29 protein-coding genes are annotated in these 25,065 nt (G+C 63.2%); 18 read left to right on the top strand and 11 right to left on the bottom strand.

Annotation, left to right across the window (positions count from 1 at the left end; all coding sequences use genetic code 11):
- The first annotated feature begins 116 nt into the window (after nucleotides 1–116).
- Nucleotides 117–1,016 carry a DUF5518 domain-containing protein gene (locus K6I40_RS21500; protein ID WP_222916402.1) on the top strand — a complete coding sequence of 300 codons (900 nt, stop codon included), beginning with the start codon at nucleotides 117–119 and terminating at the stop codon, nucleotides 1,014–1,016.
- A gap of 37 nt (nucleotides 1,017–1,053) precedes the next feature.
- Here K6I40_RS21500 and moeB read toward each other — a convergent pair whose 3' ends face one another.
- A complete protein-coding gene (moeB, locus tag K6I40_RS21495; protein WP_222916399.1) occupies nucleotides 1,054–1,890 on the bottom strand; it encodes a molybdopterin-synthase adenylyltransferase MoeB in 837 nt (278 codons plus the stop codon).
- A 178-nt stretch (nucleotides 1,891–2,068) separates the two neighbouring features.
- Here moeB and K6I40_RS21490 point away from each other — a divergent pair, with 178 nt between their 5' ends.
- The 4 genes from K6I40_RS21490 (at nucleotide 2,069) to K6I40_RS21475 (ending at nucleotide 5,678) form a co-directional block, all read left to right on the top strand.
- Entirely contained in the window at nucleotides 2,069–2,254 is a 186-nt protein-coding gene (locus K6I40_RS21490) for an HVO_0416 family zinc finger protein (RefSeq protein WP_222916397.1), read from the top strand.
- 158 nt (nucleotides 2,255–2,412) lie between these two features.
- Entirely contained in the window at nucleotides 2,413–2,571 is a 159-nt protein-coding gene (locus K6I40_RS21485; RefSeq protein WP_222916395.1) for a hypothetical protein, read from the top strand.
- A 63-nt stretch (nucleotides 2,572–2,634) separates the two neighbouring features.
- Entirely contained in the window at nucleotides 2,635–4,512 is a 1,878-nt protein-coding gene (locus K6I40_RS21480) for an ATP-dependent helicase (RefSeq protein WP_222916393.1), read from the top strand.
- Nucleotides 4,509–5,678, top strand: a complete 1,170-nt coding sequence (locus K6I40_RS21475; RefSeq protein WP_222916385.1) for a M24 family metallopeptidase — start codon at nucleotides 4,509–4,511, stop codon at nucleotides 5,676–5,678. The genes K6I40_RS21480 and K6I40_RS21475 overlap by 4 nt, the downstream gene beginning before the upstream one ends.
- A 257-nt stretch (nucleotides 5,679–5,935) precedes the next feature.
- Here the strand turns inward: K6I40_RS21475 and K6I40_RS21470 are convergent, their stop codons facing one another.
- Together K6I40_RS21470 and K6I40_RS21465 are read right to left on the bottom strand one after the other, a co-directional pair.
- Nucleotides 5,936–6,121, bottom strand: coding sequence for a hypothetical protein (locus K6I40_RS21470; protein ID WP_222916383.1), 186 nt, complete (start codon nucleotides 6,119–6,121; stop codon nucleotides 5,936–5,938).
- 112 nt (nucleotides 6,122–6,233) lie between these two features.
- Nucleotides 6,234–6,485, bottom strand: a complete 252-nt coding sequence (locus tag K6I40_RS21465; RefSeq protein WP_222916381.1) for a hypothetical protein — start codon at nucleotides 6,483–6,485, stop codon at nucleotides 6,234–6,236.
- A gap of 123 nt (nucleotides 6,486–6,608) precedes the next feature.
- On the opposite strand from K6I40_RS21465, the gene K6I40_RS21460 reads away from it, so the two are divergent.
- Both K6I40_RS21460 and K6I40_RS21455 read left to right on the top strand, forming a co-directional pair.
- Nucleotides 6,609–7,265 (top strand): riboflavin synthase, encoded by a 657-nt coding sequence (locus K6I40_RS21460; RefSeq protein ID WP_222916379.1) that lies wholly within the window; start codon nucleotides 6,609–6,611, stop codon nucleotides 7,263–7,265.
- Between the two features lie 60 nt (nucleotides 7,266–7,325).
- Nucleotides 7,326–8,258 (top strand): NAD(P)-dependent oxidoreductase, encoded by a 933-nt coding sequence (locus tag K6I40_RS21455; RefSeq protein WP_222916377.1) that lies wholly within the window; start codon nucleotides 7,326–7,328, stop codon nucleotides 8,256–8,258.
- Between the two features lie 43 nt (nucleotides 8,259–8,301).
- Here the strand turns inward: K6I40_RS21455 and K6I40_RS21450 are convergent, their stop codons facing one another.
- Entirely contained in the window at nucleotides 8,302–9,324 is a 1,023-nt protein-coding gene (locus K6I40_RS21450; RefSeq protein ID WP_222916375.1) for a PrsW family glutamic-type intramembrane protease, read from the bottom strand.
- Nucleotides 9,325–9,496: 172 nt separating this feature from the next.
- Here K6I40_RS21450 and K6I40_RS21445 point away from each other — a divergent pair, with 172 nt between their 5' ends.
- The 3 genes from K6I40_RS21445 (at nucleotide 9,497) to K6I40_RS21435 (ending at nucleotide 12,726) form a co-directional block, all read left to right on the top strand.
- Nucleotides 9,497–10,306: a formate/nitrite transporter family protein gene (locus K6I40_RS21445; RefSeq protein ID WP_222916373.1), complete on the top strand. Its 810-nt coding sequence runs from the start codon at nucleotides 9,497–9,499 to the stop codon at nucleotides 10,304–10,306.
- 517 nt (nucleotides 10,307–10,823) lie between these two features.
- Nucleotides 10,824–11,201, top strand: coding sequence for a hypothetical protein (locus K6I40_RS21440; protein WP_222916371.1), 378 nt, complete (start codon nucleotides 10,824–10,826; stop codon nucleotides 11,199–11,201).
- An 85-nt stretch (nucleotides 11,202–11,286) separates the two neighbouring features.
- Nucleotides 11,287–12,726: a DUF402 domain-containing protein gene (locus tag K6I40_RS21435; RefSeq protein WP_222916368.1), complete on the top strand. Its 1,440-nt coding sequence runs from the start codon at nucleotides 11,287–11,289 to the stop codon at nucleotides 12,724–12,726.
- A 241-nt stretch (nucleotides 12,727–12,967) separates the two neighbouring features.
- Here K6I40_RS21435 and K6I40_RS21430 read toward each other — a convergent pair whose 3' ends face one another.
- Nucleotides 12,968–13,225, bottom strand: a complete 258-nt coding sequence (locus K6I40_RS21430) for a hypothetical protein (protein WP_222920426.1) — start codon at nucleotides 13,223–13,225, stop codon at nucleotides 12,968–12,970.
- A 125-nt stretch (nucleotides 13,226–13,350) separates the two neighbouring features.
- On the opposite strand from K6I40_RS21430, the gene K6I40_RS21425 reads away from it, so the two are divergent.
- The gene (locus tag K6I40_RS21425; RefSeq protein WP_222916366.1) at nucleotides 13,351–14,070 is read left to right on the top strand and encodes a pirin family protein; all 720 of its coding nucleotides are present in this window, start codon (nucleotides 13,351–13,353) and stop codon (nucleotides 14,068–14,070) included.
- An 81-nt stretch (nucleotides 14,071–14,151) separates the two neighbouring features.
- Here the strand turns inward: K6I40_RS21425 and K6I40_RS21420 are convergent, their stop codons facing one another.
- Together K6I40_RS21420 and K6I40_RS21415 are read right to left on the bottom strand one after the other, a co-directional pair.
- Nucleotides 14,152–14,616, bottom strand: a complete 465-nt coding sequence (locus K6I40_RS21420; protein WP_222916364.1) for an NUDIX domain-containing protein — start codon at nucleotides 14,614–14,616, stop codon at nucleotides 14,152–14,154.
- Between the two features lie 106 nt (nucleotides 14,617–14,722).
- Complete coding sequence (locus tag K6I40_RS21415; RefSeq protein WP_222916362.1) at nucleotides 14,723–15,712, bottom strand: bile acid:sodium symporter family protein; 990 nt, start codon at nucleotides 15,710–15,712, stop codon at nucleotides 14,723–14,725.
- Nucleotides 15,713–16,290: 578 nt separating this feature from the next.
- On the opposite strand from K6I40_RS21415, the gene K6I40_RS21410 reads away from it, so the two are divergent.
- On the top strand, nucleotides 16,291–17,064 hold the full coding sequence (locus K6I40_RS21410; protein ID WP_222916360.1) for an NAD(P)H-binding protein: 774 nt from the start codon (nucleotides 16,291–16,293) through the stop codon (nucleotides 17,062–17,064).
- 25 nt (nucleotides 17,065–17,089) lie between these two features.
- On the opposite strand, the gene K6I40_RS21405 is transcribed toward K6I40_RS21410, so the two are convergent.
- Nucleotides 17,090–17,524 carry a hypothetical protein gene (locus tag K6I40_RS21405; protein WP_222916358.1) on the bottom strand — a complete coding sequence of 145 codons (435 nt, stop codon included), beginning with the start codon at nucleotides 17,522–17,524 and terminating at the stop codon, nucleotides 17,090–17,092.
- 105 nt (nucleotides 17,525–17,629) lie between these two features.
- On the opposite strand from K6I40_RS21405, the gene K6I40_RS21400 reads away from it, so the two are divergent.
- From K6I40_RS21400 to K6I40_RS21390, 3 genes are all read left to right on the top strand, one after another.
- Complete coding sequence (locus tag K6I40_RS21400; protein ID WP_222916356.1) at nucleotides 17,630–17,974, top strand: winged helix-turn-helix domain-containing protein; 345 nt, start codon at nucleotides 17,630–17,632, stop codon at nucleotides 17,972–17,974.
- 1 nt (nucleotide 17,975) lies between these two features.
- A complete protein-coding gene (locus K6I40_RS21395) occupies nucleotides 17,976–18,296 on the top strand; it encodes a hypothetical protein (RefSeq protein ID WP_222916354.1) in 321 nt (106 codons plus the stop codon).
- Between the two features lie 104 nt (nucleotides 18,297–18,400).
- Nucleotides 18,401–18,670, top strand: a complete 270-nt coding sequence (locus tag K6I40_RS21390) for a hypothetical protein (RefSeq protein WP_222916352.1) — start codon at nucleotides 18,401–18,403, stop codon at nucleotides 18,668–18,670.
- Nucleotides 18,671–18,707: 37 nt separating this feature from the next.
- Here K6I40_RS21390 and K6I40_RS21385 read toward each other — a convergent pair whose 3' ends face one another.
- Nucleotides 18,708–19,814 carry an aldo/keto reductase gene (locus tag K6I40_RS21385; protein ID WP_222916350.1) on the bottom strand — a complete coding sequence of 369 codons (1,107 nt, stop codon included), beginning with the start codon at nucleotides 19,812–19,814 and terminating at the stop codon, nucleotides 18,708–18,710.
- 124 nt (nucleotides 19,815–19,938) lie between these two features.
- On the opposite strand from K6I40_RS21385, the gene K6I40_RS21380 reads away from it, so the two are divergent.
- From K6I40_RS21380 to K6I40_RS21370, 3 genes are all read left to right on the top strand, one after another.
- On the top strand, nucleotides 19,939–20,154 hold the full coding sequence (locus tag K6I40_RS21380) for a hypothetical protein (RefSeq protein WP_222916348.1): 216 nt from the start codon (nucleotides 19,939–19,941) through the stop codon (nucleotides 20,152–20,154).
- A gap of 85 nt (nucleotides 20,155–20,239) precedes the next feature.
- A complete protein-coding gene (locus K6I40_RS21375) occupies nucleotides 20,240–21,070 on the top strand; it encodes an IS5 family transposase (protein WP_222912741.1) in 831 nt (276 codons plus the stop codon).
- A gap of 167 nt (nucleotides 21,071–21,237) precedes the next feature.
- Nucleotides 21,238–22,125, top strand: coding sequence for an acyltransferase (locus K6I40_RS21370; protein WP_222916346.1), 888 nt, complete (start codon nucleotides 21,238–21,240; stop codon nucleotides 22,123–22,125).
- A 402-nt stretch (nucleotides 22,126–22,527) separates the two neighbouring features.
- Here K6I40_RS21370 and K6I40_RS21365 read toward each other — a convergent pair whose 3' ends face one another.
- Complete coding sequence (locus K6I40_RS21365; protein ID WP_222916344.1) at nucleotides 22,528–24,165, bottom strand: preprotein translocase subunit SecD; 1,638 nt, start codon at nucleotides 24,163–24,165, stop codon at nucleotides 22,528–22,530.
- Nucleotides 24,162–25,034: a protein translocase subunit SecF gene (gene secF, locus K6I40_RS21360; RefSeq protein WP_222916342.1), complete on the bottom strand. Its 873-nt coding sequence runs from the start codon at nucleotides 25,032–25,034 to the stop codon at nucleotides 24,162–24,164. The genes K6I40_RS21365 and secF overlap by 4 nt, the downstream gene beginning before the upstream one ends.
- Nucleotides 25,035–25,065 lie beyond the last annotated feature (31 nt).

Here is a 25,065-nt window from a genome sequence, read left to right as displayed (position 1 = left end):
CTCGTTGCACGATCGCGAGTGAACGACGTATCGGATCGCCCCGCTCGCTCGGTCGACGAGAGTCGGATCGGGAATACTTTCAATATCGAACGGATAGAGACAGTAAACAAACAACAATGCCGCCGCTTCGCAACACCCTCGCGGACCTGACCGACGAGCGGTTTCGAACGGCGCTCCTCCTCGGGCTCGCGTCGATCCCGTTTACCGTCGCCCTCTCGTGGGAGTCCGCGCCGACGTCGTTTTCGGTGACGGCCGTCGTCGCAGCCGGGCTGCTCGCCGGTCTTCACTACGCCGACCGATCGGCGGAGAACGGCGATGTCGGCCTGCTCGAGGGGTATCGCTACGGCAAGCGACCGGCTGCGAGCCACCGGGCCGGGATCGTCACCGGCGTCGTCGGGTCCGTGCCGGCGGTCGGCTGGGCCATCGTCTACATGTTCGAGCTCGCGTGGACCCTGCCGGGATGGCAGGGTGCGGTCGCCGCCGTCCTGCTTCCAGCCGCCGTCCCGTTCGTCGCTGCACTCTTCGCACTGTCGGGTGGGGTCGGCGCGGCCGTCGGGGACTGGCTGGCCGCGCGAATCGATCGGGATCGAGACAAGGCGTCGCGGGCAAATTCGGACTCGGACGGCGATGTCTCCGGCTGGTGGTGGTGGGTCGCAGCATACATCGTCTTCGCTCCGGCGGTGTTGCTCTACATCTTCGGCGTCGGGCCCGAGAGCGGTGCCGGACTCGCCCTCTCGGTGCTGGCGCTGGTCGTGCTGGTTCCGTTCTCCGTCTTCGTCGCCATCGCGCTCTTGAAGGACGCGATCACTCTTGGCGAAGTGGGACGAGACTGGGTGCCCAACTACTGGGTGTACGTCGGCGCGCCGCTTGGAGCCTACGCGGTCGCGTATCTGGCGGCGACGCTCGGCCAGTCGACGAACCCGTCCGGGGTCGGCGTCTACGTGTTCTTGATCGCGCTCTGGCTCTCGTCGATCGTCTATCTCGACCATCGGCGGCGGTACGCCGACACGCCGTAATCCGGTACCGTCGCGCCGTCGGTCGCCGCGGTGGCGCTCAGTCGGCCGAAATCCCGCAGGTCCCCTCGTAGGCCACATCCGAAACCGACTCGATTTCGGGGTCGTCGCCACAGACCGGACACGCCGGGTTCGGCCGGACGGGAACCTCCTCGAAGCTCATGTCCATCGCGTCGTACATGAGGAGTCGTCCCTCGAGTAGTTCGCCCTTCCCGAGGAGGTACTTGACCACCTCAGTGGCCTGGATGCAGCCGACGGTTCCGGGGAGGACGCCGAGCACGCCCGTCGTAGCGCAGTCGGGGACGGTGCCGGGCTCCGGGGCTTCGGGGAAGATACACCGGTAACACGGCGGCGAGTCGTCGCCGCCACGCTCGTTCGTAAAGGAGGTGATCTGTCCCTCGAATCGGTAGATCGCACCGTGGAACAGCGGCGTCTCAGTGAGGACACAATGGTCGTTAAGCAGGTAGCGAGTGGCGAAGTTGTCGCTGGCATCAAGGACGACGTCGTATTCGGTGACGAGGTCGTCGACGGTGTCGGCCGTGACGCGGACCTCATGGGTCTCGACGTCGATGTCGGGATTCAATGCCGCGACGTAATCGGCGGCGCTCTCGACTTTCGGCCGGCCGACGTCGGCGTCGCCGTGGACGATCTGTCGTTGCAGGTTCGACCGTTCGACGACATCGTCGTCGACGATCCCCAGCCGGCCGACACCGGCCGCGGCGAGGTACTGGATTGCCGGCGAACCCAGGCCGCCCGCGCCGACGACCAGGACGGAACCCTCGAGCAACCGTTGCTGGCCCTCGGGGCCGATTTCGTCCATGATGACGTGTCTCGAGTAGCGATCGAGTTGGGTCGCGTTCAGGCGCAGATCGCTCATACGGACTGATTAGTGCGAGAGCGAGAAAAATCCGCGGGTCGAATCACCTGCAGACGGGCCCTGAGCTGACACGGTGCAGGTTGATTCCGTGGCTACTGACGCGACGTGTGGCCGCGAAGAGGTGGCAGGATCTTCACTGACCCAACGATTTAATAGTGTGGTGTACGTTCACACACCCATGGCAACCTCACCCAATGATGCCGGTGACGACGTCATCGATCAATTCCTGTCCGATCGCGGTCACTCGGTCGAACGAGTAGGGTGGGAGCAGGAGTATAACAAGAAGCAGTGTCCTGAATGTGGTGGCCTCCACGATACGTCTGCGAGTTCCTGTACCGTCTGCGGGTGGCAACCGGCTCCCTGACGGTCTCGCCGCGGGAACGGGTCCAAACGACTTGCCCGTGAGCTACGGACATTTTTCAGTTCGTGTCCCAGAAAACTGATTGCCATCGAGTTGTTTTTATCACCACATATTCGATACAATTATAATGTATTACTGACCATATCCGATCAAGAAGAACGATGCCGGAATGTCAGAACTGCGGTGCGTTCGTCACGGACGCGTATGCCCGGGTCTTTACTCCCCGCGATGTCGACGAACCGCGCGTCTGTCCGGACTGTCAGGACAAGATTCGCGACGGTGCCGACGTCAGAGACGCCCGCTCTCCCCGTGATCCCTGACTGCCAGTTTCTGTCGACGAAAACCCACGTCACTTATGGGTGTCGCGCACTTGTTCAGCTACAATGACTACGACGGACACGACGGTTACCCGCCTGTTCGGTGGTCCGGGAAGCGGTAAGACGACCGCCCTTCTCGACCGCGTCGAAGCTATTCTCGAGCAGGACGGCGTCACCTTTCGCGACATTCTTGTCGTCTCGTATACACGAGCGGCGGCCCAGGAGATTCGGGAACGCCTCGCCGAGCGACTCGACGAAAGCCCACGTGCACTCCAAGGCAACGTCTGTACGATGCACGCAAAGGCCTACGAGCTGCTCGATCTCTCTCGAAGCGACGTCATCGGCGAATCCGACAAAGAGGAGTTCTGCGATGAGTACGGCATCGAGTACGAGGACGAGTATTCGGGTGCCGGCCGCCGTACTGCGCGGTCGACGACGATCGGCAACAAGATCATCGCGACGAGCCAGTGGCTCCAGCGGACCAGCCGTGAGGTAACCGACTGGTACGATGTCCCCTTCCAGTGGGACGAAGAAGAGATCCGTCTTCCGCCCGAAATCGATCCCAATGCCCAAGAAGGCAACAAGTACACGCCAACCTGGCCCAGCGACGACGACCGGATCGATGTTCCTGAAGCGATCCGCGCATGGCGCTCCTACAAGGGCGAACACGGCAAGATCGGCTTCGCCGACATGCTCGAGCGAGTCGAACAGCGCTCGCTGCTGCCAAGCGTCGACTATCTGGTCATCGACGAGTTCCAGGACATCACTACACTGCAGTACGACGTCTACGAGGAGTGGAAACCCCACATGGAGCAGGTCCTGATCGCCGGCGACGACGACCAGGTCGTCTACTCCTGGCAGGGTGCCGATCCCGCACTCCTCCTCGATGAAGAGGTCGACGAGGACGTCATTCTTCCGAACTCCTACCGACTGCCGTCGAACGTCCTCAACGCGGTCAACAAGGAAATCCGACACATCGACCAGCGCCAAGATAAGGACCTCAAGCCGCGCACCGAAGGCGGTTCCGTCGAGGCCCGCACGAACGGCTCGATGCTTGACGTGGTCCGGATGGTCCGACGAACGCTCGTCGAGGGCGACGATACCGTAATGGTGTTGTTCCGGGCGCGCTACCAGATGTTCCAGTTCATCGACGAGTTCATCACCGAGGGCGTTCCGTTCACATCGCTGACCGACCAGCGGATGTGGACCGACCGACTCACGCAGTACGTCCGGGCGGTTGAGGCAATCGACGCCGGCGAGGATGTCACCGGCCTTCAGGCTCGCCGACTCGCCGACATGCTCCAGGAGTCGGCCTTCGGTACCAAGGAACGCGACGATCTCTTCGACGACATCGACGATCGGCAGGAGGAAGCCGGTATCGAGGACTTAGAGGAGCTCATGATCCCCGCCGAGGTTATCGAGGACCACGCCCCGTTCATGCCCGGTCCCGGATCGGCTGCCGACATGCTCCGGAAAGTCACCAACTTCCAGAAGAAGAGCATCCGATCGTACTTCGCGATCGGCGAGTATCAGGGGATGGACACCGACCGCGTCCGCGTCGGCACAATCCACTCCGCAAAGGGTCGCGAGGCCGACCACGTCCTCGTCGGAACGGACCTCACGGAAAAGGTCGTCGAGCAGATGGTCGCTACCGTCGACGACCCCAAGGATATTCCCGCCTGCGAGGAATTCACTAAGACCACCTCGCCGGTACCGGTGCTGACCGATAACGAACGCCGGGTCTTCTACGTCGGCATGTCTCGGGCCCGCGAACGACTCGTCTTGCTCGAGAACCTCGTCGACGGCGCGCCGACGCTGCCGGTCGACGTCCTGCTCAAGAATCAGCTGACCGATTCGACACTCGAGGAACTGATCGAGCAGGCCCAGGAACCCGTCCCCGATGCGGATGCAGACGAGATCGAGCCCGAAGCTGAAGCGCCGTGACCGGTGGGACCGGCGGCGTTACGGACGGGGATGGGGATCGAGTCGACGACAACGCTGCGTTACGCCTCGAGCGACGCGACTACGCGGCCGGCGTCGTGTCGGCCGTCCTCGCGGAACGCGACGCGACCGCGTTCGGTCACGTCGGGACCGAACGCGATCCGGGGATCCGGTATGGCTGTCCGACACCGACGACTGGCCTCACCGCGATCGCGTACGACAGTACCGAAAGCGAGTGGCTCGTCCGGTCAGCAGGCGACGACACGAGCGGCCACCCCGCCCAGCGACTCGCGTCGGTGCTTGCCGACCGCAACCTCAAGGGCACGATTCTGACCCCGCCGCGAGTCCCACACGACGCCGCGCTCTACCTCGAGGGGGCGGGCTTTGACCTCGCATCGACGGATGCCCTCGAGCGGGCCCGAGCGACGAAGACGGACGGCGAGCGAGCGGCGATCGAAGACGCCCAGCGAGCGGCGAGTGCCGGGGTTCGGCGAGCGGCGTCGATCCTCGCCGACGCGACGGTCGTCGACGGGCAGCTCGCGGTCAACAGTGAAGACGAGACTGAGAGCGGGCCGCTGACGCCCGCCCGACTCCGGATCGCAATCGACGAGGCGATCGTCGGCGCGGGCGCGTTTCCAGCCGGCAACACTGCTATCAATCCTGACTCGAGCCGGGGCTCCGACACGGACGCTCCGCTCCGACCGGGCGAGCCGATCGTTATCGCGGTTGCGCCCCGCGGTCCGGCTGGCTATTACGGCGGCCTCGTTCGGACGCTCGTCGTCGACAGTGACGGCGGCCGGGAGCGGCGGGTCCACGTCGCTGTCACCCAGTCGTTCCGGTCCGCGCGGTCGATGCTGACCGCCGGGACGGAATCGGTGACCGCCGTCGAAGCCGACCTCGAGGCGGAGGTCCGCTCGTTCGGCTTCGCCGAGGGCGACGCGATCGAAACCGAGGTATCCGGTGTCGGGCTCGAGCCACACGAACGGCCCATCGATGGTGGCGATGACATCGCTCCCGGAACAGTGGTGCGACTCGACGTGGCCGGCCAGGTCGAGACTGGAACTCGGATTCGGATCGCCGACGTGCTGGCGGTGAACGGCGAGGGCGAGCGCCCCGACTGGCTCGCCGCGCCGTCACAATCGCTCGAGCCGACCGCACTACTCGAGTAATGGACGTGGTGTTTCTAGACGCTACTCGAGGTGTAATGCAGATGCTTGTTCGAATAGCTGTTGGCGGAGACGGGTTTCTGCTATCGTGGCGGTAGGGAATCGCCATGCCCTCCCAGCCGGATCGTGTATGCGAGACTGATCAATGACCGGCTTCTCGGCGGCGGTGAGCTACACCACTGGGTAGTGCTCGCCGCACTCGAGGTGGATGCGTTCGGACGCGCCTCGCTTGACGATCAGTCGCCGTGATACTGATCGATTCAGGACTGTGGGTTCCACTCACAGGCGGCACCGGCTGTCAGGTTCTCGTCGTTAATGTATCTGTGCAGACAGGCGTAGTTACAGAACTGTCCCGCTCGAGTGATGCCGTCGTTCTCGCCTTCGCTCACGTACACGGGATCGTGTCGTTCGATATCACTGCCGCAGTACGTGCATGCGGTTCCCATAGCAGCCCTTTCGTCCCGCGTCGGGAAGGGGCTGTGCCCGTGGTATCGCGCGTGCCGTCGATCGGCGTTCGTCGCGAGTCGATCGCGGGATCGAGAACGAGTCGGTACAGCGCTATCGATCGTCGTCCGACTCGGACTCTGGCTCTTTCGCGACCGTTCCGATGACCCGTTTTGCTAGTATTTCGGGGATATCAGTTGGCATCGTCAGCCAGTGCTGGACGACTACGAGCGCGATCGCGAGCCCGATGAGCACCGCACCGAACGCGGTCTGTCCCTCCGTGAGAAGCCCGATCCCGGCGATTGCGGCGGGAAGTGCGAAGACGAGTGTACCCGCGAGTTTGATCGTATCGATGATGCCGGCCATTGAGGTGGGATAGTAGGGGTACTGCCAAAAGCACGACGACAATTCACGCTCGGATCAACGCGTCCCGGTTCCATCACGGTCGGACCCGGAACGGCTTTGCCTCGTCGCCCGTCAGTTCCGGACATGTTCACGGGGATCGTCGAGGAGACCGGCGAAATCGTCACTCGAGAGCGAACCGATGACGGCCTCCGGCTGCGGATCGGAGCCAACGAGGTCGCGAGGGGGCTCGAGCACGGCCAGAGCATTAGCGTCAGCGGCGCGTGTCTCACGGTCGAGCAGTTCGTTGCGAGCGAGTGGTTTGAGGTCTTCCTCGCGACGGAAACCGTCGAGCGGACGTATCTGGGCGACCTCGCCGAGGGCGACGCGGTCAATCTCGAGCGGGCGATGCCCGCGGACGGCCGGTTCGACGGCCACGTCGTGCAGGGCCACGTCGACGCGGTCGCAACCGTTTCGAACGTCGAGTCGGTCGAGGAGGGCGAGGCGCTCCGCGCCTCGGAACGACCGACCGGTGACGAGCCGGGAGGTGACTGGTTCTTCGAGTTCGAACTCCCCGAGGGGTACGATCGCTACGTCGTCGAGAAGGGATCGATCACGCTCGACGGGATCAGCCTGACCGTCGCGGAGTTAGATGCGGAAAACGGGCGGGTCACCGTCGCGATCATCCCGACGACCTACGAACTGACGACGCTCGCCGATAAAGAGCCCGGCGATCCAGTCCACCTCGAGGTCGACGTACTCGCGAAGTACGTCGAACGGCTGCTCGAGGCGCAGTTCGACTGACGGCCTGCGGTTCTCTCTCCTGGCAACGTTCGCAGCCACGGTTTAGTGGGTCGCCGTTGGATGGCCGATATGACCGAATCACGGACGCCGGAGTTCGACTACGACGTAGACACCGCCATCGTCACGGGTGCGACCGGCGACGTCGGCTCGTGGGTCGTCGACCGACTGGCGGATCGGGGCGTCCACGTCGTGGGCCTCGATCTCGAGCGGCCCGACGGCGTACGTGCCAACGCCGACTTCCGAGCCGTCGACCTGACCGAACAGGGGCCGACCTGGGAGACGGTCGCCGAGGTCGACCCCGACGCGGTCGTCCACCTGGCGGCGATGTCGGATCCCAACTCTAATCCGGGGACGCAGCTCTTCGAGAACAACATCACGAGCGCGTACAACGTGCTGGTCGCGGCCGGCCGAGCGGAGACCGATGTTGTCTGGACCTCCTCGCAGGCGACCTACGGCGCGCTGTTTTCGGAGACCGAGTGGACGCCCGACTTCCTGCCGATCGACGAGACCCACGACCGCCGGCCCGAGGATCCCTACGGGTTATCGAAGCTTTGCGGGGAAGAGAGTGCTCGAGCAATCGCGCGCCGCTACGGGATCGCCGTCACGACGATCCGGCCAGCGACGGTCTTCTCCCCCGATAGGACTCGGGCGCGGCCGTCGGAGGACGGGTCGGACCTCTCGGACGAGGCGACGGGCGGGAACTTCGGCTCCTACGTCGACGTCCGCGACCTCGCACGCATGGTCGAGGCGGCGCTCGCGAGCGACCACGACGGCCACGAGACGGTGCTGGCGGTCGCCGACGAGAATTATCTCGGCCGTCCCACGAGAGAACTGGTCGAAGCGGTCTGTGGTGGCCTACCGGCCGACTGCGACCTCGAGGGGAGGGAGTCCGCCCTCTCGAACGCGAAGGCCGCTGCCCTCCTCGACTGGACGCCGATTCACTCGTGGCACGACGGCAACGGGGAAGACGTATCCGACCCGACGTGGCTGTAACGGAACTCGCCTCGAGCGGGCGGTGGTCGCGGCAGTGGAGCGGTCAGCGCTGTGGTGGCTCGAACTCGGTCAGTTCCGGTTGCGAGTCATCGTCGACGTCGCTCGTCACGGTCTGATAGGTTCGACGGTAGCGATCGATCTTGCGGTAGAGGTAGTACCCGATTGCGAGGTCGTAGAGCACCACGTAACTCACGAACGCCAGTCCGAAGCCGATCGGGAAAAACTCGGTGAGAATCCCGGGAACGATTCCGACCGTGACGTTGTACGTCCCGTGGACGAAGGCGGCGACGAGCAGCCCCTTCAGGACGATCGGACCGGCATAGTCGCGGTTGAACTTCGCCAGTCCGAGATAGTAGCCCGCGATCGCAGAGTAGATGACGTGGCCGGGACCGGCCAGCGCGCGGACCGTCGCGATTCCGCCCGCGGTGAAGAACACGCTGGCCTCGGGTTCGGCCTCACCGACGACGCGACCGATGTAGATCGCGTTCTCGATAGCCGCAAAGCCCAGTCCCGCGACGGCTCCGTAGACCGCCCCGTCGATGACTGCGTTGAAACTGGTACTTCGGTAGGCGAACACCTGAACGGCGAGCAACTTCACCGTCTCCTCGATCGGACCGACGATCAGGTAGAAAAAGAGGAGGCTGCCGACGAACCCGGCACCGAATATCGGTCGCGTCACGGAGTTGACGACCGCGGCGAACGTCGCGAACAGGATCGCCAGCAGGAAGGTCACGACGAGCAGGCGAAGCGGTTCGCTCGTCGTGATATCCGCATACCAGATATAGGCCGCGAGCAACCCGGCGGGGACGACCGAGAGCGCGAAGAAGATCGCGATGAACGGATCCTCGAGGACGAGTGCGGCCGGGGAGACGAGCAGGGAGAGCGTGATCGCAATCGCGACCAACAGGACGATCGCCCGAAACCCGTATCTGACCGCCTTGTAGAGCGTGTACGCGAACAGATCCGGAATCGATCGCGGTTCCCACGTCGAGACGTCATAGAGGTCCGTCGACCCGTCACCACTTCGCTCCTCGGCTCGTTCGACCGGGTCGCGCCTTCGCTGCATGGCTGTGTGTATAGCAGCCGGCCCAGTATAGGTTCGGCAACCGGCGACTCGCATGTCACGGTCCGTGTCGTTTGACGACGCCACGTCTTTCTTCCACGCTCGCGTCGTACTATTCGCATGGCCGGAATCGCGAAACGAGTATCCGACATCGCGGAGAACGGACGGGTGTAACATGGCGGAATCGGAATCCGAACCGGCGGCCGCCGGCGAGCAGACGCCGGCCCCGGATATCCTCGAGTCGCTCATCGAATCCGGGCAACACGAGATAGAGCGGGAATCGACCGGGATCTTACTGTCGGGATTTTCGGCCGGTCTCGATATCGGATTCGGACCGCTACTGATGGCAGTCCTGCTCACACTCACTGCGGGCGGCTACGGTGATCTCGGCACGGAGCTGCTGTTGGCGAGTGCCTACTCCGTTGGGTTCATCTTCGTCATTATTGCTCGCTCGGAGCTGTTCACTGAACACACGACCCTCGCAGTGATGCCGGTACTCGACGGCCGGGCATCGTTCGACGAGTTAGCCCGCGTCTGGGGATTGGTCTGGGTGAGTAATATCGTGGGTGGCGCGGTGTTCACCGCGTTCATCGTCACTCTGATGCCCAATCTCGGGGTCGCCTCACCCGAGGCGTTCGGAACGATCGCCCACAAGTTAGTCGATCATGATCTCAGGTGGCTGCTCGTCGCAGCCGTCCTCGCAGGCTGGCTTATGGGGTTGTTGGCGTGGCTGATCACCGCAGCACAGGAGACGACGAGTCGCCTGCTCATCATCTGGCTCGTGACCGCGTCGATCGGCATTCTCCACCTGCCACACTCGATCGCGGGGAACGTCGAGGTGCTGTTCGGCGTATTCGTCTCGCCAAATGTTTCGGTGCTCGATTACGTAATGTTCCTCGTGTTGGCGACTGTCGGAAACGCGGTCGGCGGTGTCGTCTTCGTGGGAATTCTGAAATACGGTCACGTGGTCCGCGGCGGTGGCTGATGACGGTTGTCGGTACGCTGCCCGATCAGACAGGTGGTCAATTCTGTGAGAAATGGAACGACTGAATACTAGTTAGAGAGGGAGCAGACAGTACGTTCTGCTATCGTGGTGGCAGGGAATCGCCACGCCCTCCCTAGCCAATTCGTTCGTTCCCGTCGTCTGATCACGGGCGTTTTGTGCCCATTCGAACAGTTCGCGTGACCGTTATCTCGCGCCAGTCACTCACTCATCCACTGTTAGAGCAAGCTCTGACACGCCTTCAGTCACGCAATTGCAAAAATCTCGTACGATTTCGGACTCGGGCTGCGATTCGCCGCTGGCTCACGGTTCCCGTCGGTTACTGTTCACACTCGAGGCGCTCGTTGCACTCGTACCTCGCACGGCTCACTGCAATATAGCGTGCGCTACCGCTGTCGGTTGGCCAGTCCGATATCCGCCGAAGACCACCCGAACCGAGCGACTTAGTGGCTGATGGCAACTCGGAATTATCAAAGGCCTCCCGGCCCAATCGGCGGATATGCACTTCGACCAGCGAACCCAGCAGGCGCTTCGCGACGTCGGCCTCGAGACCGACGACCTCCAGACCGCCTCGGAGGCCGTCGTCGACGCCGTCGCCGCAGACGCAGCGGCGCTCGAGGCCTTCTTCGACGAGCACGACACCGTCTACTCCGACATGGACATGGCCCACTCGAGTTCGGAGTATCCGGAACACGACGTCGACTACGCCGATATCACGACCCACGCCGACGAGATGCGGGGCTGGCTCCGATTCGAGACGTGGGGTGTGTACGTCGAGGGCGGCCGCATTCTGGACGAGGAGTACGTCGAACTCTCACTCGGGCCGACGATCGACGACCGGGTGTGGTTCGCAGCCGACCGCGAAACGCTACGGTGATCCTCGTGTTCGAGGGTAGGTTCGGATCGTGCTCGAGCGATCCACGACGGAACGTCGACGACCGACGGTCGACGGAGGCACAGCGATGACGACGGCTCGAGTCCGTGGTATCTACACGACGGCAGTCACCCAACTGCTGAGCGAGGCCGACTGCGAGGTCGTCCAGGCTTCCGAGCCGATTCGGGAGCGCTTCGAGCAGTCGTTCGACGCCGCACCGGCTGACGTCTCGATCGAGACGACCCGCGATCGATTGGGCGTCGAAGTCTCGGGCGATCCCGACGCGGTCGAGACGGTCGCGGGCAAACTCGAGGGGCTCGCTGTCGATACCTTCCGCTGGGACGACGACGCCTCCCGCGGCGCGGTCTTCGACGCGGAAGTGCTCGAGGCCGGCGGCGGCAGCGGGGCGGTCGTCGACCTCGGTGACGGTCGGCGCGGCTATCTCAAATACGACGATACCGACGGCTACGTCGACGCCGGCGACCGGTACCGCGTGCAGGTTCACGAGCCTGTACCGCCGTGGGACGACGACCGCCCGCTCGTGCGGCCGACCCTCGAGGTGGGAGGCGGGCTCTGTACGCTCTCCCGTGACCGGACTGGCGTTTCGGCGGCACTGCGCGGCGAGCGCGCGGAGGAACTCGTCGGCATGACCGATCTGCTCTCTGTCGACATCCCGGAGGAATGGGGTGTGCGCTGGCAACACGCCGCCGCCGACGCCGACCTCGAGGCGATGAGCACCGCCCTCGAGGACGCTGCGACCCGAGTGCGAGCGCTCGAGGACGCTCTCGCCAACGCATCGGACGAGCCGGGCGAGCCGGGACTGCTCGCTGCGCCCCGGACGACGGAGTGGTGCTGGTTCGGCCGCGGCTCTCGGTTTGCGCTGGACGGCGTTCGACGGCGGGTCGAGATGACGATGCCGGGCCACCACCGGACGAAGGCGGCCGATCGGGCCGCGAGCGCGGCGGTCGACTTCGCGGAGGCCGTCTGCGGTTCGATGGGGGACGACGCCGGCGTCGAAAGCGACGAGTTCCCCTTCGCCGCGGTCGCTCGCCAGTTCGGCCCGACCAAGGGCGACCGCCTCGAGATCGGCCACGGCAAGCCCGACGGCCGGCTCATCTCGTTGGGTCGCGGCGAGGTTACCGACTGGGATTCCGAGGGGAAGGTGACCCTCGAGCGCTCCATGAGCGGCGGCGGCAGCTACGACGCGCTTGGCATCCCAAAGGAATCCGGCGATGTCGCCGTGACAAAGTTCCGCGAGGGGCGCTGGTGGTATCCGACGACGTACAAGGCCGCCGACGGCACGTCGAAGGGGACCTACGTCAACGTCTGTACGCCGGTCGAGCTGTTTCCTGACACGGCTCGGTACGTCGACCTCTACGTCGACGTGATCCGGCAGGGCGACGGGACAGTCGAGATCGTCGACGCCGACGAACTCACGGATGCCGTCGACGACGGGGTAGTTTCGGAGGAACTGTCCGAAAAGGCGATGAACGTGGCGGAAGCCGTCCAGCGAGCGCTCTCGAAATAGGGTCGATCGCTGCTACGAGCGCTTGTCTTCGAGGGCGTCGACCCGTTACTCGAGTGCCGTAGTCCGCTCGTCGTAGTTGTACTTTCCGTCGAGGAAATTGAAGATCATGCTCACGGAGATCGTGTCTAATTACACATCAATTGTGGTTGGTAGAGACGGCCCACAGGCACTCACCGGATCCGCCCACTGTAACTGCATACCCTCCCGATAAACGAATCAACGAAGGCCGGCGACCGCTGTCTTATTCCGACCGCTCGTCGTCCGGCGTGTGAACCTCGTCATCGAGGACGACCTCGAGGCGGCCGTCCGCGAACAGCCGGTCGATCTGTCCGTCGGTGAACGTCCCGTCGCAGTCCTCGCCGACGAACGTGACGAGGCAGTCGGTTCGCTCGACGACGGTGGCCAGCGAGCTCCCGGTTCGATAGGAGTATCGAACGGTCGTTCCGGGATGAAGCGCCTCTGCGGTAACACTGCGGTACTTTCGGCGGTGGAGGGTCATACCCGGGAACGCGGCGAAATCTGTATAGCTCTTCTGGTCGGCGAGCGGATTTACGGCGTTCTCGGTCGGCTCCTGCTCGGACCCCATCTCTTCTTCCCGCTCGAGTCCCTACTCGGCGCATATCAATGGTCTCCACCGACGACGCGGCCGACGTGACCCACGCCGGCGGGATGCGGGCGACTCGTGCGTTCCCCACGCGGACGCACTCGCATCTGGACCCGTTCGTTCTCTTCGAGCGGTTCCACATCGCGGCCGATCAGGGGTTTCCCACTCACCGACACTCCGGGTTCGAGATCCTCACGTACATGCTTGAGGGCGGGATGGCTCACGACGACTCGCTTGACAATACGGAGACGGCTCAAGCGGGCGAGGCCATGCGAATCTCGGCCGGGAAGGGCATTGAACACTCGGAATTTCCGGCTGAGGGCCCCTGCAGCGGCCTCCAGTTGTGGGTCAACCTCCCGCGGGATCGCAGAGAGATCGATCCCTCGTACGCGGACGCGACGGCCGAGCAACTCCCGACCGCGGCGTCCGATGGCGCGACCGTCACGACCGTCGTCGGCGAGGGCTCGCCACTCGCCCTCGAGACGCCGATGACCTACCGCGACGTGCGACTCGCGCCGAGCGCATCGTGGTCGTGGGACCGACCCGACGACTGGACCCGCTTCTGTTTCGTCGTCTCAGGGTCGGGTGCGGTCGATGGAACGCCGCTCGAGACCGGCCAGTTCTGTACCGTCGGCGCGGGTGACGACACCGTCACGCTGTCCTCGGACGACGGGTGTCGCGGCGTCGCCGGCGCACCGCACGACGAGCCGATTCAGCAACGCGGACCGATCGTGGCGTAATCGGGGATCGATCGAACTCGAGCGCCTCGAGAGCCTCGAGCGACCGTGGAGCGCTCCGTTCAAGCGGTCCGTTCGAGCGGCTCAGTCCGAGGCGCTCGCGACCGCGTCGGTTTCGGGTTCGGTCGGGAGCAGGCCGACGTACTCATCGAGGTCGAGCGCGAACTTGCCGTCCCCGATGGTCGTCGGCTGGATCCAGCGGAACTCGAACTCGGCACCGTGTTCCTCGCCGCCGTCAGTGACAGTGTGGATCCACTGGTCGCGAGGTTCGTGCACCGTCGCGTGGAAGAAATGTCGCACGTAGCGCTTCGGAGGATCTTCGCGGCGCGTCCAGATATCGGTCGTCAGGTGTTGGGTCCCGTTCAATGTCACGAGGCCGCTCTCCTCGCGGACCTCCCTGAACAGCGCTTCTCGCGGTGATTCACCCGCCTCGAGCGTTCCCTTTGGGATCTGCAGTCCGTCGTGTCCGGGGCCCTCGAAGACCAAGAGCTCGCCAGTTCCGCGAGTGATGTACGCACACGCCTTCTGAACGTGCGTTACGTTTTTCATGATGCCAAGTAACACACTGTTCCGCCGTAAAAACCTATCATAGGTGTAATTAAATGACTATACGGAAATTGTGCGATCGGTTCGGCCCCCGATATCTCCGAGCGGGTCAGTCGGAGGCGACGGTCGGTTCCTCGTCCTCGACAGGCGCGCCACCGTCGAGTTGCGTGAACAGGGTCGCGAGCGCCGGTCCGGAGACGTTGTGCCAGACGCTAAAGAGCGCCGGAATCAGCGCGGCGCTCGGACTGAAATGTGCCGTCGCGAGCGCGACGGCGAGCCCGCTGTTCTGCAGGCCGACTTCGAACGCACACGCTCGCGCCCGGTCCTCGGCCATGTTCGCCGCGTGCCCGATGGCGTAGCCGGCACCCAATCCGAGGCCGTTGTGCAGAATGACCGCGAGGAAGATGAGGGCGCTCGCGCCAAGGATCGTCTCGACGCTAAGTCCGACGACGGCCGCGACGATGGCGACGATCGCGACCACGCTGATCGCGGGGAAGATCGACAGTCCCACCTGCGCGACCGCCGGTGCGTACTCGTCGAGCAGATAGCGCAACACGAGACCGCCGATGACCGGGAGTAAGACGACCTGAACGATTGATGTCGCCATCTCGGCGAACGTAACCGTAATCGACTCGCCCGCGAGCAGGACGATCCATGCCGGCATCACCAGCGGTGCGGCGATCGTTGTTACCGACGTGATCGACACCGACAGTGCGACGTCGCCGCGACCGAGATAGGTCATCACGTTCGACGCAGTGCCGCCCGGCGCTGCGCCGACAAGGATCAGTCCGATACCGATCTCTTCCGGCAACCCGAGCGTGACGACGAGGACGTAGGCGATCGTCGGCATCAGAATCCACTGGCCCAACGCGCCGATGAAGACGTCCCGCGGCCGCTCGAGGATGCGACGGAAGTCGTCGGGGGTCAGCGTCAGTCCCATCCCGAGCATGATGATGCCCAAAAGCGGCGTAATGTAGGGCGCAATCCAGGTGAATGCCTCGGGCGAGTACAGTGCCAGCGGAGAGACGACCAGCACCCAGACGACGAAGTATTTGCTCGTCAACGCGCCGATCCGTTCTAAAGAGCGCTGTAACGTCATTCGATCGTCACCGCACTGTGAAGCATGCTCACCCGTCTGTAAGTATGATATTTCAATACTACGGCTTCCGTGTGCGCTCGCGTCCGCTTCGCTCTACGCGGACGCCGCGATTGGCAACGGGGAGGAGAGTTACACGGCGCTCGAGCGACGAGTACGGGACCGCATGCGAGCGTTCGTCGATTGCGACGGGGTCAGGTCGCGAAGTTGTCTTCGACCACTGGCCACCCACAAACCGGGCAGCCGTTCGCCAGCGTCGCCTCGCGCATCGGGTCGGTCACCGAAATCTCTCGGCGACAGTCGGAACAGGTGAATTCGCACGGTTTCGTGGGTCTGGGTGGAGTGTTTGCCGACTAGCGGTTCGGTCCCGTTCCAGATAGGGAGATGACCCAGATATAGAGGGACGTATATAGGCAGGACGCGGGCGGGTCGTGTTACTCACTCACCGAGTACCGATTACAGGTGCTTGGGGTCGACCATACGCGGTTACTGACACCAAGTCGCATCAGATGTGGTTCGTCTCCCGCCCCCCGTTCTCACGAGTAACTACATTGGTCCTCCGGGACGAATCCGTAGCCAGGATGCCCACTCAAATCCTTCTCACGGGTGCGACCGGAACACTCGGGACGGCACTGCGCCCTCAACTGCAAAATGCGAACCGCGACGTTCGGGCGGCAAGTCGCTCGCCGCCGGCCGACGACGATGACGAAGCGTGGGTCGCGATGGACCTGGCCGGCGGAACGGGGATCCGGAGAGCCGTCGAAGATATCGACGTGGTCGTCCACGCAGCGACTGCGCCCCAGGGCGACACCGAAGCCGTCGACGTTCGCGGCACCGAACGGTTACTCCAGGCGGCGGCTGACGCGGGAGTCTCAAATTTCGTCTACGTCTCCATCGTCGGCGTCGACGAGATTTCCTTCTCGTACTACGAACACAAATTGGCGGCTGAGCGGGCCGTCGAAGCCAGCGCGGTCCCGTCGACCATCGTTCGGGCAACGCAGTTCCACTCCTTCATCGCCGACATCCTCGAGACGGTCTCGTGGCTGCCGGTCTGGCCGCTTCCGACGGGGATTCGGCTCCAGCCGATCGACGTGAGGGAAGCGGCGGACGCGATTGCCGACCACGCGACGCCCGACCCGGCCGGACGGGGTCCCGATATCGGCGGGCCCGAGGGACGAACCGTCAGGGACCTCGCGGCGACCTACTGCGACGTGCGTGGACTGCGACGCCCCATCGTCCGCCTTCCGTTCCCGGGCGAGACTGCGGCCGCGTTCAGAGCCGGCGACGGGCTCTGCCCGGATCGAACGGTCGGGACGGTAACGTGGGAAGAGTGGGTCACGGCCCGGTACGACTGATCGTCGCGAGCGCGCTCTGTCCCGCTCACCAGAGATTCGCCGCGATGACCGCGATCTGGACGATCACGAGCACCGCGAGGACCGCCAGCACGCACAGTTCGTAGTAGCCGCGGTGACGGTCGAACTCGGAGGTGCCCTCGAGGACGGTTGCGAGCGCTCGGAGCCCGAGGTAGGTCGCTGCCGCGATCGCCGGGAAGAGCGCCAGCACGATGGCCGTCGGCGCGTACTCTGGCCCGTAGTAGGTGCCGATGCTCCAGCGAATCCGGACGCTGTCCCCGAGCACCCGGACGGACGCGAGACTCACTGCGACGCTCGCGAGCACGAGTAGTACGCCGCCGGCCGCCGTCGGCCGAAGCCAGCCGCCAGCGGGACTGGCACACAGCGCGGCCAGCCCCGTCGCGACGCGGTGAAATCGTTCGGCGATCCGTCCAACCGTTCCTGAGCGACGAGTCGATGGCATCGTATACGTACGAATAGGACGCGGGACGAAAACCCGACCCGCACGACTGCAGCCGCTGCAGTTGTGAAAATCCCTTTATGTTCGTTCTCGGTACATGTCGGTACCGTGAGTGAGGAACCGGATGTCGAGACGATCGGGACCCTGCTAGAGAACCCGACAGTGCGAACGATCCTCACCAAGACGAGCAAGGAACCTATGTCAGCGAACACTCTGAGCGACCACTGCGACACGTCCCAACCCACGGTGTACCGGCGACTGGAAGACCTCCGCGAGTGTGATCTCCTCGTCGAACGGACGAAACCCGATCCGGACGGGGGCCACCACCGGACCGTCTACTCGACTAATCTCGAGCGAATCACGATCGAGCTAGGGGATGACGAATTGAGACTCCGTATCGACCGCCGCGAGGACATGGCGGACCGGTTCACGAACTTAATCGAGGGGATGTGACGTGCGCTCGATACCGATCCAGATCTGGGAGGCGTCGCCGGCCGAGTGGGTCACGACGTTCGTGCAGGCGACCGACGTTCTGAGTGCGCTCATCGGCCTATTCATCGCCTATCAGGCCTACCGCGGCTACCGGCGAAACGACAGTCGGCCGATGCTGGTTATCGCCGTCGGCTTCCTCTTTGCACTCGCAGTCCCCTTCCTTCTGGTAGTGCTCTACGTGCTGGTCCCGTTCCTTTCGGAGACGGTCGTCGCCGTCCTCAGTCAGCTCAGCCAGATCTCGGGACTGTTCGCGATTCTGTACGCGCTCAGAATGCCAGCGTGACCCGGTCTCTTCAACCGGATACCTCTGGCCGAGTACCTGAGCGGTTTAGGCGATACGAACAGACAGGGTGAACCGTTAAGTCTCGGTGGGTGTTAGCATGATTAATGAGCACGTTACACGACGAGATGTCCGACGTTCGGTCGGAGGTCGACGACGTGCGAACACACCTCAGGGATGAAATCCCGGACTTGTTCGACTTCGACGTCACGGTCGGCAACATCACGTACAATGCAAACAGCAACAGCGTCTCGGTCACCGTCGAACCGAGCTCTCAAGCAAGGGAGCAACTCTCGGATACATTCGGTGGCGTGAACGTGAAGACGGACGGGAGACTCGAACTCGAGTTCCGGTTTACCGAAGCCGCGTCGGAGTGAGCCGGACGGAAGATTCCGCCCCGCTTGAGTCGCTCGATTAGTCGGCTGCGAGCTTGTCTAGGCCGGCCGACTTGATGTCCGCGCCGTCGACCGACGAGCGCAGCGAGTCCATTCCGTCGTCGCGGTCGATGTCAAAATCGTTCTCGTACAGCTCCGCGACGCGGCCCATCTCCTCGTCGGTGAGCTTCGGCACGTCGCTGGCGGCCGCCCACTCGTCGATGTCGTCTTTGGTACGGAAGGTCGGCGTCACGGTCGCGACCGGCTCGTGACTGAGGAGCCACGCGATCGACGCCTGGCTCATCGTTCGTTCGCCGTCGTGCTCTCGCGAGCCCTGCTCGCTCGAGTTAGCCGCGGAGCCACGCTCCGCGCGCTCGAGGAATCGCAGTTTCTCGAGTTTCTCCCAGCCGGTCTCGTACCATTCCTCGGGGCGGAAGCCGCGGTGGTCGCCCTCACCGAGTTCGGTCTCGGGAGTGACCTGCTCGTTGAGGATCCCCGAGGAGTGAGGGACACGCGGGATCAGACTCGTCGATGAGCCCGTTCGCTCGATCGTCTCGAGGAAGTGGTCGCCGACCTCCTGCTCGAGCATGTTCCAGACGAGTTGGACGGAATCGAACTCCTCTTCGATCGCTAGATCGCCCTCCGCGAGCCAGCCGATCGAGGGACCGAGCGCGAGGCCGGTGGCCTCGATCAGGCCCTCCTCCTCGAGTTCGTCGAGCAGTTCGAGCACGTCGGGCGTGATCTCGTCGACGTCCGCGTTGTGGAGTTGGAGCACGTCGACGGAGTCGATGCCGAGGCGGTCGAGACTCTTGTGGACGGCGTCTCGAAGGTACTCCGGATCCATCTCCTTGGGGAGTTCGCCGTGGCCGGCCTGGGGATTGTCATAGAAGTCGTAGCCGACCTTCGTCGCGATGGTGACCTCGTCGCGGACCTCGGCGAGCGCCCGCCCGACCAGTTCCTCGCTGTTGCCGTGACCGTAGACGTCGCCCGTGTCGACGTAGGTGATCCCCTGCTCGACGGCGTACTGCAGCATCTCGATCGCGTCGTCGTCCGAGCGGTCGCCCCACCAGTCGGTGCCGACGGTCCACGCGCCGAAACCGACTTCGCTGACCTCGACTCCGGAGTCGCCGAGTTCGCTGTGTTGCATGTTCAACTCTTCGTAGCGGGGGAACTTATGGTGAACGGAACGCTCGAGCGGCTGATCCGAACGGATTCGGGACACCGGTCTCTCGAGTCGAACCCTTCTTGCCCCGCGGTTGACAAATGCGGATATGGACGACTCCCGCACTCGGACCCGGCGTTCCCGCTGGCTCCTACTGGCGATCCTCCTCGCTCTCGTCCCGCTCGGACTCTTCATCGCACGGTTTCTCGAGATTCCCGGGGACCGCGTCACGGTCGGCGCGGTCGTGGGCGGTGGGTTGCTGGTGGTCGGCGCGCTCGCATTGCCAGCGCTAATTCTCTCGAGTTGGGAGTCCGACCAGAAGTGACCCAGGAGGGCTGTGTTGAATCACTAGACAGCGGCGGAATGGTTCGCTAAATCGAAGGTCTTGAAGCGGGAGACTTCAGTTGTTCATGACCCAAATCTCCCGCTTCATTGGGGCAGTTGTGCCGATTGCTCAAAACGTTACTGGCGATGGAGACGAATCCGCCGCCCCGAAAGGTGGCGGCGGATTCACCGACTATGCCCTCGTTTCCCTGCATTGTCTGCGGATTTACCTCGATACGTCCTATCGAATGACGATCGATCTGCTGAAGGAAATGCCGCAAATAACAGGGGAGATCGGCCTTGATACGGCCGATCTCCCCGCACCATCTACGCTGTGTAAGGCGTTTGATCGGATCGAGATGAGCGTTTGTCGAGTGTTGCTGTGCCAGTCGGCGCAGCTACACGACCTCTCTGAGCACGCTGCGATCGACGCTACGTTCTATGAACGAGATCGTGCAAGCCGTCACTACTGTCAACGAACGAATTATCGCGTTCAGACGCTCAAAGTAACCAAACTCGTCGATACAGCAACGCAAGCTGTGCTTGATCTTCACTGCTCGACGACGTTAGAAGGCAGCGACGCAGATCTCTGTGAGCAGATCGCCCGCCGGAACGCGGGCGATCTGCGGTCTCTAGCCGCTGATAAGGGCTATGACAAGCAACAACTCCGCGAACGACTCCGTGAACTCGACATTCGCCCGCTGATCAAACACCGGATCTTCGCTCCGTACGATCACGCACACAACGCCCGCATTGATGAAGATCGGTACGCTCAGCGGTCAATGGCCGAAACCGTCAACTCAGCCGTCAAGCGCTCGCTCGGCTACGCCGTGCGAGCGCGTAGCTGGTATCGAGAGTTCCGTGAAATTTCTCTGATGTGTGTCGTCTACAACATCAAACGTGCCGTCAAACAGTGAAATCTACCGCCTTACAGCGATTCAACAGAGCCCCCAGGAGCAAGGGACAGCGCTGTATGCCCGGAATCGGTCGGCCGGACCGACCAGGTAACCCTCATGCCAGTGGGTCCGGCAACCGGGAACGCACAACCGAACCCCTATCAACTCGGCGGGCAATACCTCGGGGTATGACAAAGCGGTACGTGTCGCTCCCCGAGGAGGCGGAAGCGGGGATGCGCAAGTTCATCGACGAGGTCGATCGACGACTCTCGAGCGACGAGGACACCTGCTCGGTCGTCGAGGACGTCCTGATCGATCTCTCGGGTGACCGCGACGCCTATGAGCGCTGGCAGAACGGCGAGTCGGTCTCACCGGCCGAGCGCGTCCGCCTACAGAGCTACGATCCCTGTAACACGACCCTCGAGAGCGAGTACTACGCTGAGAAAGACGAGGAGCAGTTCCGTCGTTCGAAACACCTCCAGTGGCTCTGGCGACAGTTCGACAGCCTGCCGCTCGCGGACAACATCGAGTTCGCCCTGCGGTTCCGACGGATGCTCGCCGACCACCTCTTCGAGGAGTGTGGCGATAACTGTCGCTTCTTCAAGGGCATCTCGTTTACCTACGGCCACAACATCACGATCGGGGACAACACGGTCGTCCACGACGACGTCCACCTTGACGATCGCGGGAAACTCACGATCGGCGACCGCGTCTCGATCTCCGACGGCGTCCACGTCTACAGTCACGACCACGATGTCGTCGACCAGACCGAGGTCCGCAACTACCACACCATCGTTGAGGACGACGTCCGGCTCACCTACGACGCGATGGTCCGCGCCGGCTGCAAGGTCGGCGAAAACGCCATCGTCGGCGCGCGCGGCATCGTCCAAAACGACATCCCCGCCCACCACATCGCGATCGGGATGCCAGCGAAAAGCGTCAAGATCAAACCCGGCTGGGAAGACGTCGCCACACCGATCGACGACGCCGGTACCAACCGGCAGGAACAGCGTCACCTCGCATACGACCTCCCCGACGACCTCGAGGTCTTCGACGAGTTCCAGCGCGATCTGTAACAGCCCTGTCTCGCGTCGGTCATCGTCCCCTGTCGGACAGTTGTCGCGGCAGAGACCGCTATGTCCTTTGGTTCTGTCTTGACCCACGGGTCGACAGTGACGGTTCTGCGATCGTTCTCGAGCACGCGATAGCACCGCGTGTATTTGAAGCGAGTCGGTCCTCGAGCACCGGTTGCAATTGCAGGCTGGCGGTTATTGGCCGTCCTCCCAGTGCGTTACGATGGTGATTATATGCCGGTCTGTACGACCTGTGAAAACCCCGTTTCGTACGATTTCGCACGCGCTTACGGTGAAGACGGAACCGTCGACTGGTGTCCACGGTGTCGCAATACGCACTAACACGGCTCAGTCGGGTAGAAAGGTTCGGGCTGAAAGAGCGGATAAAGCGGGAATCGAGACGCGTTAGCGGTCGGTCAGCAGCCGTCGCAGGATGTCACCGTACGCGGGTCGGGTGATGAGCACTCCGATAAGCACGCCGAGGATGGTGATGATGGCGAAGCCCTTCAGATCCCCGAGGCTCAGGACCGCGAGCGGCGAGAGGGCGACGATTGTCGTCGCCGCGGCGGCACCGATGACCCAGAACGCCTTCCGGAACCGTGACTGGAAGACCCGTTCCGAACTGACATCGCCTTCGTCCAACACCTCGTCGGCGATTATCACGAGGTCGTCGACCCCGGTCCCGACGACGGCGATGAACCCGGCGACGTGGGAGAGATCCAACGGCATGCGTATCAGCGCCGCAAACCCGAGCAGGATCACGACCTCCGACAGCGCCGTGACGATCATCGGGAGGGCGATGCGCGTGTCCGTGTATCGGGCGTAGACGACGCCGCTGACGGTGACCACCGAGAGCAGTCCGATCAGCAGCGAGTACTGCTTGAACTGGTCGGCGTGGCTCGGCGTGATCGAGTAGACCTGGGCGCTCTCGGGGCTCAGGTCGAGCGGCGCACGCAGACTCCCGGCCCGGAGGTTGACCGAAAGCGACTGTGCCTCCTGTTGGCTCGGTGCACCCATCTGGAAGGTCGGATCGTTAACCCAGGTGCCGGCGATCATCCCGTCGGCGAGGCTCCCCATCGAGTGGGCGTCGACGACCTCACCGTCCGAGACCGTCAACAGGCAGTACTGTTGTCCCTCGTGGTCGAATCTGATGTTTCCGTTCTCTTCGGGGAGGTTACACGCGCCCTGTGACGTATACCCCTCATCGAGGAAGCCGTACTCTTCCATCTGTCGCTGGAACTCGGGTGCGGCCTCCTCGCTCACCTGTATGGGGACCATGTACCCCTGGGATCTCCCTTGTGGCCCCTGTGGCTGCCGGGGCGAGTCGACGTTGGCAAGTTGGTCTTGGGTCAACACCGTCTCGTTCGTCTGCGTCCCGTTTTCGTCCGGGTAGTAAGCGACGACTTCGACGACCCCGCGCTCGGAGAGCAGTGAACGAAGCTCCTCGGAGTCCATGTTGGGAACTTCGACGACGATGTAGTTGTTGCTTCGCGTCGTCTGCTCGTAGACCGAACCGCCGGAGAGACCGGCCTCGTTGATCTTCGTCTGGAGCGTCCCGATCATCTCGTTGCGAGTCTGCTCGGTGACGCCGTCGCGAATGTCGTCCTCGGACGCATCGACGTTCGCCGACTGCAACGCCGTGGCGAACTCCGCTTGCGTCACGTTGTCGGTGAAGACTTCGGCAGTGACGCTCCCGTCGTCGTGGACGGTGACTCTGGCGTCCGCCGTATCGAGATCGAGTTCCTCGTACAACGTCGACTCGATTTCTCCGATGCGGTCCCCGTCGACCTGTCCGCTGTCGCTGACCGCGCCGGTTTCGATGTCTTCGGCGGTCATCCCGACGACGGGGGCTCTGATCCGGGTACCGCCATCGAGGCTGAGACCGAACTCGAGGTTGGTCGGGCCGCTGTCGACGCTCTCGTTCGCGACACTGTCGTCGGCGACGATGCCACCGGGGACGAACAGCGCGATGACCGCGAAGAGGAGAAACGATACGAGCAGGAGGACCCGCCAGTTTTGCTTGACGCCGTCTATCGGGTTCATGATCGTACCCCCTTGAACTTGTACCAGCGAAGTAAGCTCAGATTCAACATGTAGGTATTCATCAGGTCGGCTGCGAGGCCCACGAACAGAATGATACCGATCGATGCCAGAAGGTCGATGCCGAGCACGAACGCTGCGACGCCCATAACGAACATCGCGGCCATCGACGTGACAGTCATCGTGACACCGGTCCGCATCGCTCGATGGGTACTCTCATAGAAGCCACCGCTTCGGCGCAGAATGTGATTGTTCAACAGGATGTCGGAGTCGACCGAATACCCGATGAGCATGAGCAGACCGGCGACCGTCCCCAACGAGAGCGGAATCCCGGTCAGTCGCATGAACGCGAGCGGGATCACGAGGTCGGAGAACGCGGAGATGACGATCGCGATTGACGGCACGAACGTCCGAAAGAGGATGAAAGCGATCGCGCTCATCCCGACGAACGCGACAACGAGGCCGAGCATGGCCGTCCACTGATTTTCTTGACTGAACGTCGCACCCGTCGCCGAGGCTGATTGGACGATATCTGCGTTGCCGTCCGGTTCTAGGTTCGATTCGGCCTGCGACCGGAGCGTGTCCAGATCGGACTCAGTGAACTGGACGATGTACTGGTTGTCGCCTCCTGTGCTTCTGACTTCCGCATTTTGGTCGAACGCCGCGTCGATATCGTCCTGGGGCGTCGACGTCTGTACAGTCAGTTCCGCCCCACCGGCGAAGTCCATTCCCATCGGGACCGGCGAGCCCAAGACGAGAAACGAACCGACGAGGACGAGCAGTGCCACTGCGAGGACTGCAAGCGGGACCGCCGCGAGCTGGCGGTTACTGTACCGGGTATACTCGATCTCCGGTACGTCGAAATACGCCATATATCCGACCACTGGTATCCCCCCGAAGTAA

This window comes from Natrinema sp. SYSU A 869, from assembly GCF_019879105.1.
Lineage (GTDB): Archaea > Halobacteriota > Halobacteria > Halobacteriales > Natrialbaceae > Natrinema.
The sequence above is the reverse complement of the archived record's forward strand: the minus strand, read 5'-3'. Positions and strand labels throughout refer to the sequence as shown.

Bases quoted from the DNA above. Each gene is read 5' to 3' on its own strand.
- K6I40_RS21500 (WP_222916402.1), top strand. From the start codon at position 117: ATGCCGCCGCTTCGCAACACCCTCGCGGACCTGACCGACGAGCGGTTT.
- moeB (WP_222916399.1), bottom strand. From the start codon at position 1,890: ATGAGCGATCTGCGCCTGAACGCGACCCAACTCGATCGCTACTCGAGA.
- K6I40_RS21490 (WP_222916397.1), top strand. From the start codon at position 2,069: ATGGCAACCTCACCCAATGATGCCGGTGACGACGTCATCGATCAATTC.
- K6I40_RS21485 (WP_222916395.1), top strand. From the start codon at position 2,413: ATGCCGGAATGTCAGAACTGCGGTGCGTTCGTCACGGACGCGTATGCC.
- K6I40_RS21480 (WP_222916393.1), top strand. From the start codon at position 2,635: ATGACTACGACGGACACGACGGTTACCCGCCTGTTCGGTGGTCCGGGA.
- K6I40_RS21470 (WP_222916383.1), bottom strand. From the start codon at position 6,121: ATGGGAACCGCATGCACGTACTGCGGCAGTGATATCGAACGACACGAT.
- K6I40_RS21465 (WP_222916381.1), bottom strand. From the start codon at position 6,485: ATGGCCGGCATCATCGATACGATCAAACTCGCGGGTACACTCGTCTTC.
- K6I40_RS21460 (WP_222916379.1), top strand. From the start codon at position 6,609: ATGTTCACGGGGATCGTCGAGGAGACCGGCGAAATCGTCACTCGAGAG.
- K6I40_RS21455 (WP_222916377.1), top strand. From the start codon at position 7,326: ATGGCCGATATGACCGAATCACGGACGCCGGAGTTCGACTACGACGTA.
- K6I40_RS21450 (WP_222916375.1), bottom strand. From the start codon at position 9,324: ATGCAGCGAAGGCGCGACCCGGTCGAACGAGCCGAGGAGCGAAGTGGT.
- K6I40_RS21445 (WP_222916373.1), top strand. From the start codon at position 9,497: ATGGCGGAATCGGAATCCGAACCGGCGGCCGCCGGCGAGCAGACGCCG.
- K6I40_RS21440 (WP_222916371.1), top strand. From the start codon at position 10,824: ATGCACTTCGACCAGCGAACCCAGCAGGCGCTTCGCGACGTCGGCCTC.
- K6I40_RS21435 (WP_222916368.1), top strand. From the start codon at position 11,287: ATGACGACGGCTCGAGTCCGTGGTATCTACACGACGGCAGTCACCCAA.
- K6I40_RS21430 (WP_222920426.1), bottom strand. From the start codon at position 13,225: ATGACCCTCCACCGCCGAAAGTACCGCAGTGTTACCGCAGAGGCGCTT.
- K6I40_RS21425 (WP_222916366.1), top strand. From the start codon at position 13,351: ATGGTCTCCACCGACGACGCGGCCGACGTGACCCACGCCGGCGGGATG.
- K6I40_RS21420 (WP_222916364.1), bottom strand. From the start codon at position 14,616: ATGAAAAACGTAACGCACGTTCAGAAGGCGTGTGCGTACATCACTCGC.
- K6I40_RS21415 (WP_222916362.1), bottom strand. From the start codon at position 15,712: ATGACGTTACAGCGCTCTTTAGAACGGATCGGCGCGTTGACGAGCAAA.
- K6I40_RS21410 (WP_222916360.1), top strand. From the start codon at position 16,291: ATGCCCACTCAAATCCTTCTCACGGGTGCGACCGGAACACTCGGGACG.
- K6I40_RS21405 (WP_222916358.1), bottom strand. From the start codon at position 17,524: ATGCCATCGACTCGTCGCTCAGGAACGGTTGGACGGATCGCCGAACGA.
- K6I40_RS21390 (WP_222916352.1), top strand. From the start codon at position 18,401: ATGAGCACGTTACACGACGAGATGTCCGACGTTCGGTCGGAGGTCGAC.
- K6I40_RS21385 (WP_222916350.1), bottom strand. From the start codon at position 19,814: ATGCAACACAGCGAACTCGGCGACTCCGGAGTCGAGGTCAGCGAAGTC.
- K6I40_RS21380 (WP_222916348.1), top strand. From the start codon at position 19,939: ATGGACGACTCCCGCACTCGGACCCGGCGTTCCCGCTGGCTCCTACTG.
- K6I40_RS21375 (WP_222912741.1), top strand. From the start codon at position 20,240: ATGACCCAAATCTCCCGCTTCATTGGGGCAGTTGTGCCGATTGCTCAA.
- K6I40_RS21370 (WP_222916346.1), top strand. From the start codon at position 21,238: ATGACAAAGCGGTACGTGTCGCTCCCCGAGGAGGCGGAAGCGGGGATG.
- K6I40_RS21365 (WP_222916344.1), bottom strand. From the start codon at position 24,165: ATGAACCCGATAGACGGCGTCAAGCAAAACTGGCGGGTCCTCCTGCTC.
- secF (WP_222916342.1), bottom strand. From the start codon at position 25,034: ATGGCGTATTTCGACGTACCGGAGATCGAGTATACCCGGTACAGTAAC.